Source organism: Streptomyces sp. JLYT201, from assembly GCF_059448825.1.
Genome location: NZ_CM182551.1, coordinates 2,965,365 through 2,981,121 on the forward strand (window position 1 = coordinate 2,965,365; position 15,757 = coordinate 2,981,121).

At 70.2% G+C, this 15,757-nt stretch carries 12 protein-coding genes; 3 read left to right on the plus strand and 9 right to left on the minus strand.

Going from position 1 to position 15,757, the window contains the following annotated elements; translation table 11 throughout:
• Positions 1-6: 6 nt before the first annotated feature.
• Together AC5WAM_RS11665 and abc-f are read right to left on the minus strand one after the other, a co-directional pair.
• Positions 7-666 (minus strand): histidine phosphatase family protein, encoded by a 660-nt coding sequence (locus AC5WAM_RS11665; protein ID WP_495522555.1) that lies wholly within the window; start codon positions 664-666, stop codon positions 7-9.
• Positions 667-700: 34 nt separating this feature from the next.
• Positions 701-2,311 carry a ribosomal protection-like ABC-F family protein gene (gene abc-f / locus AC5WAM_RS11670; RefSeq protein WP_495522556.1) on the minus strand — a complete coding sequence of 537 codons (1,611 nt, stop codon included), beginning with the start codon at positions 2,309-2,311 and terminating at the stop codon, positions 701-703.
• Between the two features lie 150 nt (positions 2,312-2,461).
• Between abc-f and AC5WAM_RS11675 the strand changes: the two genes are divergently transcribed.
• Positions 2,462-3,361, plus strand: coding sequence for a TetR/AcrR family transcriptional regulator (locus AC5WAM_RS11675; RefSeq protein WP_495522557.1), 900 nt, complete (start codon positions 2,462-2,464; stop codon positions 3,359-3,361).
• A 151-nt stretch (positions 3,362-3,512) separates the two neighbouring features.
• On the opposite strand, the gene AC5WAM_RS11680 is transcribed toward AC5WAM_RS11675, so the two are convergent.
• Positions 3,513-4,118: a YdbC family protein gene (locus AC5WAM_RS11680; protein ID WP_242724601.1), complete on the minus strand. Its 606-nt coding sequence runs from the start codon at positions 4,116-4,118 to the stop codon at positions 3,513-3,515.
• 33 nt (positions 4,119-4,151) lie between these two features.
• Positions 4,152-4,973, minus strand: coding sequence for an arylamine N-acetyltransferase family protein (locus AC5WAM_RS11685; RefSeq protein WP_495522558.1), 822 nt, complete (start codon positions 4,971-4,973; stop codon positions 4,152-4,154).
• Positions 4,974-5,092: 119 nt separating this feature from the next.
• Between AC5WAM_RS11685 and AC5WAM_RS11690 the strand changes: the two genes are divergently transcribed.
• Positions 5,093-5,623 (plus strand): TerD family protein, encoded by a 531-nt coding sequence (locus AC5WAM_RS11690; RefSeq protein ID WP_495522559.1) that lies wholly within the window; start codon positions 5,093-5,095, stop codon positions 5,621-5,623.
• Between the two features lie 89 nt (positions 5,624-5,712).
• Here AC5WAM_RS11690 and AC5WAM_RS11695 read toward each other — a convergent pair whose 3' ends face one another.
• A complete protein-coding gene (locus AC5WAM_RS11695; protein WP_366794149.1) occupies positions 5,713-8,604 on the minus strand; it encodes a vitamin B12-dependent ribonucleotide reductase in 2,892 nt (963 codons plus the stop codon).
• 137 nt (positions 8,605-8,741) lie between these two features.
• A complete protein-coding gene (gene nrdR / locus AC5WAM_RS11700) occupies positions 8,742-9,296 on the minus strand; it encodes a transcriptional regulator NrdR (protein ID WP_138962194.1) in 555 nt (184 codons plus the stop codon).
• Between the two features lie 516 nt (positions 9,297-9,812).
• Here nrdR and lexA point away from each other — a divergent pair.
• Entirely contained in the window at positions 9,813-10,598 is a 786-nt protein-coding gene (gene lexA, locus AC5WAM_RS11705; RefSeq protein ID WP_138962193.1) for a transcriptional repressor LexA, read from the plus strand.
• 367 nt (positions 10,599-10,965) lie between these two features.
• Here the strand turns inward: lexA and AC5WAM_RS11710 are convergent, their stop codons facing one another.
• The 3 genes from AC5WAM_RS11710 to AC5WAM_RS11720 form a co-directional block, all read right to left on the minus strand.
• Complete coding sequence (locus AC5WAM_RS11710; protein ID WP_495522560.1) at positions 10,966-12,957, minus strand: ATP-dependent DNA helicase; 1,992 nt, start codon at positions 12,955-12,957, stop codon at positions 10,966-10,968.
• Positions 12,958-12,997: 40 nt separating this feature from the next.
• Positions 12,998-14,845, minus strand: coding sequence for an IucA/IucC family protein (locus tag AC5WAM_RS11715; protein WP_495522561.1), 1,848 nt, complete (start codon positions 14,843-14,845; stop codon positions 12,998-13,000).
• A gap of 118 nt (positions 14,846-14,963) precedes the next feature.
• Positions 14,964-15,740 (minus strand): GNAT family N-acetyltransferase, encoded by a 777-nt coding sequence (locus AC5WAM_RS11720; protein ID WP_495522562.1) that lies wholly within the window; start codon positions 15,738-15,740, stop codon positions 14,964-14,966.
• Positions 15,741-15,757: the final 17 nt, after the last annotated feature.

Below are 15,757 nucleotides of genomic sequence, written 5' to 3' on the forward strand. Positions count from 1 at the left end.
GTCACTCTATCCGGTGATGCCGTAGGGCTCCGGCTCACGCCAGCGCGCAAATGGTCGGTCGAGTCTGTACTTGCCGTCCTCACCGAGCAGCAGCGTCCGTGTCTCGCCGTTGCCCGGGTTGGACAGCGATTCGAAGTCGGCCACCGTCCAGTGGAACCAGCGCATGCAGAACAGGCGCATGGTCAGGCCGTGCGTCACGAGCAGGACGTTCGGCGGATGATCGGGGGCCTCGAAGCTGCGGAAGAGGCTCTCCAGGAAGGATCCGACCCGGTCGTACACATCGGCGCCCGACTCGCCCTGGGCGAAGCGGTAGAAGAAGTGTCCGTAGGCGTCGCGGTAGGCCTTCTGCAGCTTGACGTCGTCCCGGTCCTGCCAGTTTCCCCAGTCCTGCTCCCTCAGCCGGGGCTCCTCCCGCACGCGCACCTGCTCGGGCGCGAGGTGGAAGGCCCGGAAGGTCTCGTGGGTGCGGCGGTACGGCGAGAGGTAGACGCTGACGCGCTCCTGACCGAAGAGCTCCCGCAGCCCCTTCCCGGTCTCCTCCGCCTGGCGCCACCCCGTCTCGGTCAGTGCGAGGGCGTGGTCGGGCTCGCGCTCGTACACGGTGTCGTCGGCGTTTCCTGCCGACTCGCCGTGCCGGACGAGGACGATGCGTCGCGGTCGAGCCATGGGTCGACCCTAGATCGGCCGCTCCGGGCATGGGTCAGCCGGGTAGCCGACCGGACTCCATCCGGAGTATTCGGCCCGTGAAGCGGCTCCGGAGGAAGCGGTCGTGCGAGACGACCACGAGGGCGCCGGTCCATTGGTCGAGGGCCTGCTCCAGCTCTTCGACCAGGGTGAGCGCCAGATGGTTGGCCGGTTCGTCGAGCAACAGCAGATCGGCGGGGCGGGCGAGCAGCCGAGCGAGAGCGAGCCGGCGGCGCTGCCCGGCAGAGAGCGACCCCACGGGGACGTGGAGGTCGCGGGGCCGGAACAGGCCGTAGGAGAGCAGCAGTTCGGCCTGCTCCTCCTCGGTGAGCGGCAGGCCCCTGCCGAAGGTTTCGAGTACCCGCTCGGCGGGGTGGCGCACCGGGATCTCCTGGGCGAGGTAGCCGATGCGGCCGCGGCGGACGACCGTGCCCTCGTCCGGGTCGAGTGCGCCCGCCATGGTGCGGAGGAGCGTGGACTTCCCGGCGCCGTTTCCCCCGTGGACAAGCAGGCGCTCGCCTGCGGAGACCGTGAGCTCCGGCACGTGGAGACGGTCTCCGACCCGCACGTCCCGGAGCGTCACCAGGGGCCCTTCGGCCGCTCCGGCCGTGGGCCGCGCGGCGAACCGCAACGGCTCCGGCGGCTTGGGCACAGGGTGTTCGCGCAGACGACGCAGCCGCTCCTGGGCGTTGCGGACGCGGCCCGCCACGGAGGCCTGCACCCGGCCTCCGGCCCGGTCGTACGCCATTTTGTTGTTGTCCTTCATGGCGCGGCCTCCGGCCACGGCGTGTGCCGTGGTCGCCGTGAACTCCTCAAGCCGATGTGCTTCCTGGCACCACTCGGCGTAGGCCTGCTCCCAGCGCTGCCGGGCGGCTTCGCGCTCGGCGAGCAGTCCCCGATAGCCGTCCCCGTAGCGCACGACCGTGCGGCGGGCGTCGTCCACTTCGAGGATCGCGGTGGCGACGCGCTCCAGGAACGTGCGGTCGTGCGAGACCGCGACGACCGTGCCCCGGTGTGCGGTCAGGGCGGTCTCCAGCCAGTCCAGCGCGCTTTCGTCGAGGTGATTGGTGGGCTCGTCCAGGAACATCACCTCGGGGGCCGCCGCGATCAGGCAGGCCAGGCCGAGTCTCGCCTGCTCGCCGCCGGACAGGCTGCCCAGTCGGCGGTCGCGGTCGATGTGCGCGAGCCCGAGTCCGTGCATGGCTTTGTCGACGCGCGCGTCGGCCTCATAGCCACCGCGCAGTTCGAAGGCGGTGAGCAGGTCGCCGTACTCCTCCAGCGCCGCGCCGGATGCGGCTTCGAGGTCAGCTTCGAGGTCGCGCAGACGCCGCTCCATGGAGCGCAGGTCGGCCAGGGCGGTGTCGATCGCGTCGCCGACGCCGCACTGGGCGGGCAGTTGGGGTGTCTGCGCCAGGAGCCCGGCGCCTCCTTCGGCGACGGTCACCGCCTCGCCGTCGTCGGGCTGCGCGCTCCCTGCGAGGAGGTGCAGGAGCGTGGACTTACCCGCGCCGTTCTCCCCGACGACCCCCACACGCTCCCCCGGACGCACGGTGAAGGACACGTCGTCGAACAGCAGTCGGTCGCCCCTGGACTTGGTCACGCCGCGCACTGAGATCTGAGTAGGCATGGACACCCCCGCTTCCGTACAGCCCGCATTCACCTGCCGACAAGCAAACGCAACACTTGTCGCATTACGATGAGTGTGACACGACGGACTCGCTAACGCAACAGAAGTAGTAATTGGATGTGCGCGTGTGAGGCTTGCAGAGGGAGAGCGATGACAGACGGAGCCGTTCCTGCTGGTAAGAGCCGCAAGGACAGCGGCACGACCACGTCCGGGCAGTCCGGCGAGGCCGAGCAACCCGGCACGGCCGAGCAGGCGAAGAGCGGCGCCGCTCGAGCGCCACGCAGAGGACAGCCCACGGGCGGGGGCCCGACGAGCGAGGGCCCGGCAAGCGCGGGCCCGGCGGGCGACGCCACCCCCCGCCCCGTCCCCGGCACCAGCCGCCCCGGCGGACGCACCGCCCGCACCCGCGCGGCCGTGCGCGACGCGGTGCTGAGCGGCCTGAGCGACCACGGCTACCCGGGCCTCACCATCGAGTACGTGGCCGAGCACTCCGGCGTCCACAAGACGACGCTCTACCGCCGCTGGGGAGGCCTGGAGGGGCTGGTGGCCGACGCCCTGGACATGGCGGGCGAGGACACCTGGACACCCCCCGACACCGGCACCCTGGAGGGGGATCTGCGGGCGCTCGCCCACGAGGTGGTGGACGCGTTCGCCGACCCGGCCAACGCCGCCGCGCCGACCGCGTTCATCGCCGCCGCCTTCCAGTCCCCGCGCGCGGCCGACGCCCTGCGCGCGTTCTACGCCGAACGGTTCACGCGCTGCGAGGCCGTGGTCGCGCGCGCGGTGGCGCGTGGCGAGACGGCGGCGGGCACCGACGCGGCGGCGCTCGTCCGGGCCGTGTCGGCGCCGCTCATGCTGCGGTTGTTCATCACCAGGGAGCCCATCGACGCCGCGCTCGCCGATCAGTCGGCGGCCGCCGCGGTGGCCGCCACGCGCGCGGGGGCGTTCGACCGGCCCAGTACCGCCAACCAGTCCAGTACCGCCGACCAGCCCAGTACCGCCAACCAGCCAAGTACCTTCGACCGGCCCGGTACCGCGGAGAGCCGCTGACGCGTGGCCGCTCCCGCGCGCGGGAGGGTTCGCACGCCTCGGACAGCACCTGCCCTCAGGCGCAGGGAGGCTCCGAGGCGCCTGCCCTGAGGACCAGAGAAGTGCCCTCAGGTCCGGAGAAGCCCCGAATCCCCGCTCCCGGCCAGCCGCGTCACACCGTCCAGGACGGCTCCAGCTCCACGACATCGCCTGCGAGCGCCGCGACATCGGCCTCCGTCTGCGCGCGCAGCGAGAGCCGTTCCACGCGCTCCGCGCGGTACTTGCCGTGCTCGGCGGCCGACTGCCACATCGAAAGGACCAGGAATTCGTGCCCCGGGGCCTCGCCGAAGAGCCCCCGGACCATCCCCGGCGAGCCGGCCATCGCCGGGTTCCAGACCTTCTCCTGCATCAGCGCGAAGTGTTCGACGCGCTCCTCATGGACGCGACAGTGCGCCACGCGCACCACGTCGGTGTCCGTGAAGCGCGGCTCGAAGCCCGTCTTCACGTCGAAACGGTGGTCGAACAGTTTGACCTGGATGTCTCTGTAGGTGCCCACCTGCGCCGCCGCGAGCCGGTCGTGCGAGCGCGCCATGAAGGAGTCGTAGAAGGCCCGGCTCTCCCAGAACGCGAAGACGTGCGCCACGTTCGGCCGACCACGACTCCATCCCCCGCCCTGTCCCCGGAAACCCGGCTCCCCCAGAAGCCCCGCCCACTTTCGCTGCGCCCGCTCGAATCCCCGGCGGTCCACGACGGTGCAGCGAATCCACTTGACCAGCACCGCGCCATCGTACGGTGCGGCGCGTGGCGCGGGTCACGCTCCCGGGTAGTGCCCCCGAATCAGGACGGCGAGCTCCTCCTCAGTGAGCTCGATACCGAACTCGCGCACGAGGACGTCCCTCAACTCGCCCCCGGTCACGGCTCGTTTCTCCAGTTCGCCGTCGGGGGCGGTGACGACCAGCTCCGTACCGGCCAGCCGAAGGCGCATCTCAGGGGTGGCCTTTTGCAGGATGGGACGGCGGACGAAGGGGGACTTGGGGTGGGTGGAGATGAAGTGGTTCATGACGGCGTAGTCGACGGGAAGACACGGCGTCGACGTGTATGCGTAGAGGTCGAACCAGCCGTCGGGGTGCTCGGTCCGCAGCACCATCACGCCGTCCGGCTCGCTCTTCAGACTGAACCGCCACTCTCCTTGGCGCTCGTCCACCCCGTCGCGCAGCAAGAGGGGCTCGAGCAGCCCTTCGCCACCGAAACCGACGTCACAGTGCCACTGTTCGCCGTCCGCCTCGACCTTCAGCAGCATGTGTGTCACCGGGCGCACGGACGGCGCTCCCGCCCTCACCCGGGCGCCGAGTCCGGTCACGGAGAAGCCGATGCGCTCCAGCGCCGCGGCGAACAGGAGGTTCTGTTCGTAGCAGTAGCCGCCGCGCAGACGGCGCACCATCTTGTCCTGGAGGGCGGGCACATCCAGCAGGACGGGACGGCCGAGCATGATCTCAAGGTTTTCGAAAGGGATGGCGGTCACATGCGCGCGGTGCAGCGCGCGCAGCGTCGCCAGATCGGGCTTCGCCTCCCCTTCGTAGGCGATCCTGGCCAGATAGGCCTCGACATCCAGTTCCTTCTCGTTCCATGTCACGCGACAATGATCACCGCGGGGGCGCTCGGCGCAAAGCCACGGGTCATGACGCCGATGTCAGTGGGAAGCCTTAGCGTGTCCGTAGCACTGGCAACCGGCAGACGGTGAGGGGGAGTTCGGTGAGCAACATCAGGAAAGGGCTCAAGAAGGTCGAGGTCGGCCTGAGATGGGACCCGAGCCCTCTCGGCACGTCGCCCCACGACCTGGACATCGTCGCCGCGACGTACACCTCCGAGGACCCCTACGGCAGCCCCGACTACCTCGTGCACTTCGACAGCCGCTCCCCGGACGGCACGATCACGCTCAGCAGGGACAGCAGGACCGGCCAGGGCTTCGGCTACGACGAGGTCATGGTCCTGGAGCTGGAGCGGCTCGCCGAGAGGTACGTGCGCGTGGTGGTCGGCGTGGCCATCCAGCAGCCCCCGGAGGGCAGGGTCTTCAGCGACATAGTGAATGCCGCAGTACGAATCCGCGAGGGATACACGGACCTCACGGAGCACGACTTCACCGAAGTGGCCGGCAGCACGGCCTGCGTGGTCGCCGAGTTCGCCCGGGACCAGCCGGGCGGGCCCTGGACCTTCCGCGAGCTGCTCCACGGCTTCGACACCGACCTGACGTCCTTCACGTCCGCCATGGGCGGCGTCCGCTGAGAATCCGCCATGGGCGGCGTCCGCCGGGAAAGCGATGAGGGGCGGCGGGCCCGAAGGCCCGCCGCCCCTCATCTCACGGCGTCAAGCGGTCAGCTGCAGCCGCTGGTGGAACCGCAGCCCTCGCAGATGTAGCACGAGCCGGCGCGCTGCATCTTCGTACCGCAGGAGAAGCACAGCGGCGCGTCCGCCTGGATGCCCAGCTGCATCTCGACGAGCTCGGCGCTGGTGTGCGCCTGCTGCGGAGCGGGCACCTCGGCCTTCGCCACCGGGGCGGCGACGGCCTTCAGGGTCTCCGTCTGGCGCGGAGCGGACTGGGCCAGGCCCTCCACGTCGACGTCCTCGTCGGCCGGCTCGTACGAACCGGTCTCCAGGTGACGCTGACGCTCCTCGGCGGAGTGGATGCCGAGCGCGGAGCGGGTCTCGAAGGGCAGGAAGTCCAGCGCCAGGCGGCGGAAGATGTAGTCGACGATCGACTGCGCCATCCGCACGTCCGGGTCGTCGGTCATGCCGGCCGGCTCGAAGCGCATGTTCGTGAACTTGGAGACGTAGGTCTCCAGGGGCACGCCGTACTGCAGACCGACGGAGACGGCGATGGAGAAGGCGTCCATCATGCCCGCGAGGGTGGAGCCCTGCTTGGACATCTTCAGGAAGACCTCACCGAGACCGTCGTCCGGGTAGGAGTTCGCCGTCATGTAGCCCTCGGCGCCGCCCACCGTGAAGGAGGTGGTGATGCCGGGACGGCCCTTGGGCAGACGCTTGCGGACCGGACGGTACTCGACGACCTTCTCGACGGCCTCGCGGATCGTCGCCTCGGTCTTCTCCGTGACCTCGGCCTTCTCCTCTTCCTTCTTCTTGGCGGAGAGGGGCTGGCCGACCTTGCAGTTGTCGCGGTAGATCGCGAGCGCCTTGACGCCCATCTTCCAGGCCTCGAAGTAGACCTCTTCGACGTCCTCGACGGTCGCCGTCTCCGGCAGGTTGACCGTCTTGGAGAGCGCGCCGGAGATCCACGGCTGGATGGCCGCCATCATGCGGACGTGGCCCATCGCGGAGATGGAGCGCTCGCCCATGGCGCAGTCGAAGACCTCGTAGTGCTCGGTCTTCAGGCCCGGGGCGTCGATCACATTGCCGTGCTCGGCGATGTGGGCGACGACCGCCTCGATCTGCTCCTCCTGGTAGCCCAGGCGGCGCAGGGCCTGCGGCACGGTGCCGTTGACGATCTGCATCGAGCCGCCGCCGACGAGCTTCTTGAACTTGACCAGGGCCAGGTCGGGCTCGAGGCCGGTGGTGTCGCAGGACATCGCGAGACCGATGGTGCCGGTGGGGGCGATGACCGAGGCCTGGGAGTTACGGAAACCGTTCTTCTCACCGAGGCGCTGGACGTCCTGCCAGGCCTCCGTGGCGGCGGCCCAGATCGGGGTGTCCAGGTCGTCCATGCGGACGGCCGTGGCGTTGGCGTCGGCGTGCTGCTTCATGACGCGCTGGTGCGGCTCGGCGTTGCGGGCGTAGCCGTCGTACGGGCCGACGACCGCGGCGAGCTCGGCGGAGCGCTTGTACGAGGTGCCGGTCATCAGCGACGTGATGGCACCGGCGAGGGCGCGGCCGCCGTCGGAGTCGTACGCGTGGCCGGTGGCCATCAGCAGGGCGCCGAGGTTGGCGTAGCCGATGCCGAGCTGGCGGAAGGCGCGGGTGTTCTCGCCGATCTTCTGGGTCGGGAAGTCGGCGAAGCAGATGGAGATGTCCATCGCCGTGATGACCAGCTCGACGACCTTGGCGAAGCGCTCGGACTCGAAGGACTGGTTGCCCTTGCCGTCGTCCTTGAGGAACTTCATCAGGTTCAGCGAGGCGAGGTTGCAGGACGTGTTGTCCAGGTGCATGTACTCGCTGCACGGGTTCGAGCCGTTGATGCGGCCGGACTCCGGGCAGGTGTGCCAGGCGTTGATCGTGTCGTCGTACTGGATGCCCGGGTCGGCGCAGGCCCAGGCGGCCTCGGCCATCTTGCGGAAGAGCGACTTGGCGTCGACCTCCTCGATGACGTCGCCGGTCATCCGGGCGCGCAGGCCGAACTTGCCGCCGGACTCCACGGCCTTCATGAACTCGTCGTTCACGCGGACCGAGTTGTTGGCGTTCTGGTACTGGACGGACGTGATGTCGTCGCCGCCGAGGTCCATGTCGAAGCCCGCGTCGCGCAGCGCGCGGATCTTCTCTTCTTCCTTGACCTTGGTCTCGATGAAGCCCTCGATGTCGGGGTGGTCGACGTCGAGGATGACCATCTTGGCCGCGCGGCGGGTGGCGCCGCCCGACTTGATCGTTCCTGCGGAGGCGTCGGCGCCGCGCATGAAGGAGACCGGACCCGAGGCGTTGCCCCCGGAGGACAGCAGTTCCTTGGAGGAACGGATGCGGGAGAGGTTCAGGCCGGCCCCGGAGCCGCCCTTGAAGATCATGCCCTCTTCCTTGTACCACTCGAGAATCGACTCCATGGAGTCGTCGACCGAGAGGATGAAGCAGGCGGAGACCTGCTGCGGCTGGGGCGTGCCGACGTTGAACCACACCGGCGAGTTGAAGCTGAAGATCTGGTGCAGGAGGGCGTACGCCAGCTCGTGCTCGAAGATCTCGGCGTCCGCGGGGGAGGCGAAGTACTTGTGGTCCTCGCCGGCCTTCCGGTACGTCTTCACGATGCGGTCGATGAGCTGCTTGAGGCTGACCTCGCGCTGCGGGGTGCCGACCGCGCCCCGGAAGTACTTGCTCGTGACGATGTTGACCGCGTTCACCGACCAGAAGTCGGGGAACTCGACGCCGCGCTGCTCGAAGTTGACCGAACCGTCGCGCCAGTTGGTCATGACGACGTCACGACGCTCCCAGGCCACCTCGTCGTAAGGGTGCACGCCGGGGGTCGTGTGGATGCGCTCGATGCGCAGGCCCTTGCCGCCCTTGGCTCCCTTGGCGCGGGAACCTCGTGCGGGGCCGCTCGTCGTCTCGGTCATGCCGCCTCCCTGTATCAGGCTAAAACGCCCTGAAGTGCCGCGTTCTTCCCGCAGCACGGTGTGTGTCTTGATGTCGCGAGTGCCCGCGCGGGCACCACGTGACAGGTCTGGTTGCCGCCGAACCATCGGCAGGACGGTCAGTCGGCGGCAGTGGCAGGCTGCGGGACTTCTGCAGTCCCTCCGGGCCCGCGGCCGGTCGCGGCACGCTCCGCGCCGGAGCCGTCCGGCGCGCGGTCACCCCGCTCCTCGCACCGGTCCCTCAGCTCCACGATCGCGGCCTCGAAGTCCTCGAGCGAATCGAACGCCCGGTACACGGACGCGAAGCGCAGATAGGCGACGAGGTCGAGCTCCTGCAGCGGGCCGAGTATGGCGAGGCCCACGTCGTGGGTGGTCAGTTCGGCGCTTCCCGTGGCCCGCACCGCTTCCTCGACCCGCTGGCCCAGCTGAGCCAGCGCGTCCTCCGTCACCGGCCGCCCCTGGCACGCCTTGCGGACGCCATTGATGACCTTGGTACGGCTGAAGGGTTCGGTCACGCCGCTGCGCTTGACCACCATCAGTGAGCACGTCTCGACCGTCGTGAAACGGCGCGAGCAGTCCGGGCACTGACGACGCCTGCGGATCGACGTGCCGTCATCCGTGGTGCGGCTGTCGACTACGCGGCTGTCGGGGTGCCTGCAGAAGGGGCAGTGCATGGAACTCCCAACCCTCCTTCATGGCACGACTCACAAGCCTCTGTGGACCCTTGAGGCCCTCGAAGCAGCCCCAAGCATAGGCGATGCCGGAGGTCCCGATGGACCGGGGACCACAACTTCTGGGCTGCGGTCGCAATCCAACCACTAGATCTGGGGTTTGCCGGAAATTTCGACGCCGTCGCGTGTCGCGCCGATCACCCCCGCGCGCCACGCCGTCCACCCCTTGCGCGCCCTGGGTCCGACCGCACCAACGCCACCCGAGAGGGGTCGGTGCGGGGTTGACGAGGCCCCGGATGGCACTATGAGAGCCTCACTCGACAGGGTTACGACCCCGGCGGTGAAGCGTACCGTAATGAGCCGAAATGCCTTTCGGTCCGCGCGATAGCCATACACCCGGACACATGATCACGGCAGGTAATCTGCGATTTTTCACTCGAACGTGTGTTTGGCGCAACCTTTCGAAAGCAACTACCGTTGGCTAACTAGGGAGAACATCTCGTAGAGGGGCCGACCGACGTGACCACCACCGCAGACAGCGCCACTATCACTGCCCAGGACCGCTCCCGGAGCCGATTCGAGCCGGTGCATGCCATGAATGACGCAGCCACGAACCAGGAGGGGCCCAAGCCCACTCGCTCCCTGCCGGGCCGACCTCCAGGAATCCGCGCCGACAGCTCCGGGCTCACGGATCGCCAGCGCAGGGTGATCGAGGTCATCAGGGACTCGGTGCAGCGGCGTGGTTACCCGCCGTCGATGCGGGAGATCGGGCAGGCGGTCGGCCTCTCCAGCACTTCTTCGGTGGCGCACCAGCTGATGGCCCTGGAGCGCAAGGGATTCCTGCGCCGCGACCCGCACCGCCCGCGGGCGTACGAGGTGCGCGGCTCGGACCAGCCCAGCACCCAGGCCACCGACACGACGGGCAAGCCCGCCGCCTCGTACGTCCCCCTCGTCGGCCGTATCGCCGCGGGTGGTCCGATCCTCGCCGAGGAGTCCGTCGAGGACGTGTTCCCCCTCCCCCGGCAGCTCGTCGGCGACGGTGAGCTCTTCGTCCTGAAGGTCGTCGGCGACTCCATGATCGAGGCCGCGATCTGCGACGGCGACTGGGTGACGGTCCGCCGCCAGCCCGTCGCGGAGAACGGCGACATCGTCGCCGCCATGCTCGACGGCGAAGCCACCGTGAAGCGCTTCAAGCGCGAGGACGGACACGTCTGGCTGCTGCCCCACAACGCTGCGTACCAGCCGATCCCCGGCGACGAGGCGACGATCCTCGGCAAGGTGGTGGCGGTCCTGCGCCGGGTGTGAGCCCCGTGCCCCCGACCGGGCCCCGGAATCCACTGCGCCGGTTCCGGGGCCCTGCTCTGTGCCCTGACGCTTCGGGGCTGGGCCCCCTGGCCGCCCTGGCGCTTCGGAGCTGGCCGCCCTGGCCCTTCGGAGGGATAGAGCGCGCCTAGGTGCCGTCCGGGGAAACCTGGCCCTTCGGAGGGGCACCAGGGAGGGCAGGACCCTCGGGAGAGCGCCCGCGGGCATCCGAGCAGCCCGGGGGCCGGTCTCCGTGACGCGCGGGCTCCGAACAGCTTCGTGCCCCCGCCCGCGCGGTGACACCGCCACCCGATGGCACGGCCCCCCACTTACACGGTGGCACCGCGCCCGCCGGACGCGCCCCTCCCCGTCACTCGCTCTTCTCCCCGGCCGCAGCGCCCTTCTCCTTGGCCGCCGCGTCGATCGCCGCGAGTGAGCGGCGGGCCTGATTTCGGTCCGTGGTGTACCAGAAGTCGGGCAGCGACGCCCGCAGATAGCTGCCGTACCGGGCCGTGGCGAGGCGCGGGTCCAGGATCGCGACCACACCGCGGTCCCCCGACGCCCGTACGAGACGGCCGGCGCCCTGGGCCATCAGCAGAGCGGCATGCGTCGCCGCGACCGCCATGAAGCCATTGCCGCCCGCCTCGTCCACGGCCTTCTGGCGGGCGCTCATCAGCGGGTCGTCCGGGCGCGGGAACGGGATCTTGTCCATGACCACCAGCTGACAGCTCGTGCCCGGCACGTCGACGCCCTGCCACAGCGAGAGCGTGCCGAAGAGGCAGGTCTGCTCGTCGGCCGCGAAGTTCTTGATCAACTCGCCCAGGGTCTCCTCCCCCTGGAGCAGGATCGGCATGTCGAGGCGCCCGCGCAGCTCCTCGGCCGCCGACTGCGCCGCGCGCATCGAGGAGAACAGGCCGAGCGTGCGCCCGCCCGCGGCCTCGATCAGCTCGGCGAGCTCATCCAGCATGTCCTCGCGCGTGCCGTCGCGTCCCGGACGGGCCAGGTGCTGGGCGACGTACAGGATGCCCTGCTTGCGGTACTCGAAGGGCGAGCCGACGTCCACGCCCTTCCACACCGGGGTGTCCTCGGCGCGCGTGCCCTCGGGGGCCAGGCCCAGGGACGCCCCCACCCCGTTGAAATCGCCGCCGAGCTTGAGCGTGGCGGACGTGAGGATCACCGAGCGGTCGGTGAAGAGCTTCTCCCGGAGGAGGCCCGACACCGACATGGGCGCCACGCGCAGGGAGGCGCCGAAGCGGTCGTGGCGCTCGTACCAGACGACGTCGTACTCGGAGCCGGTCGTGATGCGCTCGGCCACGTCGTGGATGGTCTCCACGGAGGCCAGGGCCTGCTTGCGGACGGCGTCCTCGTCCTGGACCGACTTGTCGCGGGTGGTGCCGAGCGCGGTGATGACCGCGCGGGCGGCGTCCCGCAGGGCCATCAGCGCGTAGGCGAGGTCCTCCGGGACCTCCTCCAGGCGGCCGGGCAGCGCCAGCTCCATCAGCCGCTCGAAGCCCTCCGCGGCCGTCTGGAGCTGGTCCGCGACCTTCTCGTCGACCAGCTTCGCCGCGCGGCGCACCGCGCGGTTGACCTGCCCCGGAGTGAGCTCGCCCGTGGCGACGCCGGTCACCCGGGAGACCAGCTCGTGGGCCTCGTCCACGATCAGCACCTCGTGCTGCGGGAGGACCGGGGCGCCCTCGATCGCGTCGATGGCGAGGAGGGCGTGGTTGGTGACCACGACCTCGGCGAGCTTGGCGCGCTCGCGGGCCGCCTCGGCGAAGCACTCCTGGCCGTACGCGCAGCGGGAGGCGCCCAGGCACTCCCGGGAGGAGACGGACACCTGGGCCCAGGCCCGGTCGGAGACCCCGGGGGTGAGGTCGTCGCGGTCACCGCTCTCGGTCTCGTCCGCCCAGTCCCGCAGGCGCAGCAGGTCCCGGCCGAGCTTGCTGCTGGGGGCCGCCGCCTCGAACTGGTCGAAGAGTCCCTCTTCCTCCTCCTGGGGCACGCCTTCGTGGAGGCGGTGCAGGCACAGATAGTTCGACCGGCCCTTGAGCATGGCGAACTGGGGGCGGCGGCGCAGCAGCGGGTGCAGGGCGTCCACCGTCCGCGGCAGGTCCCGCTCCACGAGCTGGCGCTGGAGCGCCAGGGTGGCCGTCGCGACGACGACCCGCTCCCCGTGGGCCAGCGCGGGCACCAGATAGCCGAGGGACTTGCCGGTGCCGGTGCCGGCCTGGACCAGCACGTGGGAACCGTCGTCGATCGCCTCGGCGACGGTCTCGGCCATGGTCACCTGGCCAGGGCGCTCCGTGCCTCCGACAGCGGCGACGGCGGCGTGCAGGAGCTCGGGGAGTGAGGGCTTCGTCATAGCCCGACCACCCTACGGTGCCCCACTGACAACGCCGTCCTCAAGGCTGATGGAGCGGGTTCGGCACGGTCCCGTGAACGGCGGCGTGCGGGCGCTCGGAGCGGTCGCGGTAGCCGTCGAGGTGGAGCCGGTTGCGGTTCAGGCACAGCCGGTCGATACGGGGAGTGAGCAGGTCGAACATCTCGTAGCGCTCCTTGAGCTCGGGAGCGCGGGCCTGGTGGCGCAGGATCTCGGCGCGGACGAGGGCCCAGAAGTCGGATTCGGTGACGCCCAGTTGTTCCTCGCACAGCGGCGCCAGATAGCGGAAAACGCCCACGAAGAGCCCGGCGTGAATGAACTGGGTCAGGAAGGCGGGGGGCTCGGTGAGCAGGATGTCGCGCACGGCGGGCGGCATGGAGTCGTGCTCCGGCACCCGCTTGGCGCTCACGTTCACGTCGTCTACGAAGTCCTTGACCGCGAGCCGTACGGGAACGTCACTGTCGTCGAAAACGACGATGGTGTTCTCGCCGTGGGGCGAGAACACCGTGCCGTACCGGTAGAGGAACTGCAGCAGGGGCGGCAGGAGCGCCCTGAACAGATGGTTCAGCCAGACGGTCGGCGTCAGGCCGGAGCGCTCGACGAGCTCGGCGACGAGGGCACGCCCCTGCGGGTCGGTGTGCAGCAGACAGGCGAGGGTGCGGGCGCGCTCCCCCGGCGCGAGGTAGCGCGTGAGGGGCTCGCGCCAGATGGCGCCCAGCAGCTCCTTGTATTGATAGGGAACTTCCGGCAACGAGTCGTATACGGGGTGCTCGACGGCTACGGAGGCGACCTCTCCGAGGAGGATGACGCGGCACTCGTCGCGCAGGAACGTGTCGGCATCACGCAAGGCGTGCACCCAGGAGGTGACGGCCGGGGCGGCGAGGGTGCGCTCCGTGGGCAGGCCGCGCCAGACGAGGGTGTTGAGGACCGACAGCGGCAGCTTGATGGTGTGCCGGTCGGGGCGCGTGGTGTTCAGGAATGTACGGATGGACTGTTGGGGCAGGCGCAGGTCCCCGTCGGTCGGCAGGGGGACGACCTTCCCGGAGGCGACGGACGGCGCGAAGAGGGGCAGCACGATGTCGTCCCACTGCCACGGGTGCACCGGCAGATAGAGGTACTCCTCCGGATCGAGTCCACGCGCGCGGAGCAGGGCGGCGTAGGACTCCCGTGTGCCGGGGGCGAGTTCGCGGGCGTAGAGCTTGTCGGAGGTGGCCAGGCCGGTCACACCGCGGTAGCGGGCGAGGCTGGTGTGGACCGCGATCCAGGGGATCGTCGTGCTGGTGCAGGCCTCGGGTGCCCAGTGCTGTGCGTCGGTCGCGGAGAAACCGATGCGGCCCTTGTTGAGGACGAGCCAGGGGTGGCCGGTCTGGTGCCCTTCGAGTTCCGCGTATCCGAGGTCGGCCAGCTGGGCCGCGCTCAGCGCCCCGTGGTCGAGGCGGGTGTCGGCGCTGAGGGTGACGGTCAGTTCGCGGATGAGGTGGCCGAGGGTGGCGCCGTCCAGGCCGAGGGTGCGGCGCGCTGCGGTCAGGAACCGCAGCGGGTCGGTCAGCGCCTCGGGCCGGTCGGCGCCTTCGGCGAGGGCCAGGCTGGCCGGGTCCACGCGCCAGCTGCCGTACGCCCCGCGCCGGGCGCGGAAGGTGAGGAAGGGGCGGGGCTGCTCGCCCGTGGGCGGTTCGTCGAGGTGGAGGCGGTATGCGCCCGAGTCCTCGTCCACGGGGACGGGCTCGATGATCTCCTCGTACGCGAACTCGCTGATGATCTTGGCGAGCAGGCGTCGGCCCGCCTGCTCCCAGCGGTCGTGTGTCAGCTCGGGCGGGTCGTAGAGCGCGGCGGGTTCCTGGGGTTTGTGTGGTCCTGAGGGATTCGGCACGGGGACTCCTCTGGGAGGGAACCGGATCGGGTCGGGCGGTGCAGGCGAGGTGAGCAGGTCGTGCTGAGCGGGTCAGAGCAGATCGTGCTGACGGGTCAGAGCAGATCGTGCTGACGGGTCAGAGCAGGTCGCGCAGGGCCCGGTCGCGGATCATGAGCGCCGCCCGCTTGTCGGGGAGGTCGATCTCGTCGGCGAAGCGGAAGCCCGCGCCGAGGAAGGCGGAGATGGAGGGGGTGTTGCGCAGGTCAGGTTCAGCCACGACACGTGCGCAGGAGGGGCGGTGGTCGAGTACGAGATCGGCGACGGCCCTGAGCAAGGTGGTGCCGAGCCCTCGGCCGCGGTCGGCGGCACCGCCGATCAGGAGGTGGATTCCGGTGTCGTGGGGGCGGGCCGGGTAGTGGCGTGCCAGCGGATCGAGATCGGCACGGTAGATCTCCCAATAGCTCATGGGGGTGCCTGCGAGGACGCCGAGGCACGGGACGCTGCGTCCGTCTCCGTCGCACTGGGCCCGTAGATGGGCGTCAGTTGCGGAGGGGGGTCCGGCGAGCTCCCAGAACGCGGCGACCGCTGGGTCGTTCATCCACCGGCTGATGAGCGTCAGGTCGTGTTCGGGGCGCACGGGGACGAGGTGGAAGGCGCCGGCGTCGGTGGCCGCCGGGCCCCAGGCCGCGATGTGGTCGAGGAGGTCCTCCGGTGTCGGGGTGCCCGCCCCGCCTGCCGTCGGGTGCGCGGCGCCGCGGGGGTCCGCTGCCGCGCGGGCCGGTCGCCCGCCGCTGTGGGGAGTCGGCGCGCCGAGTCCGTCGGGCTGCCGCAGGTCGAGGGTCTCTTCGAAGTCCGTCGCGCCCGCGGTGGCGGGCTCGGTTCCGGCGTCGGTGCTCGTGTCGGTGGGAGGCACGACGTCGCTCCTCTCGG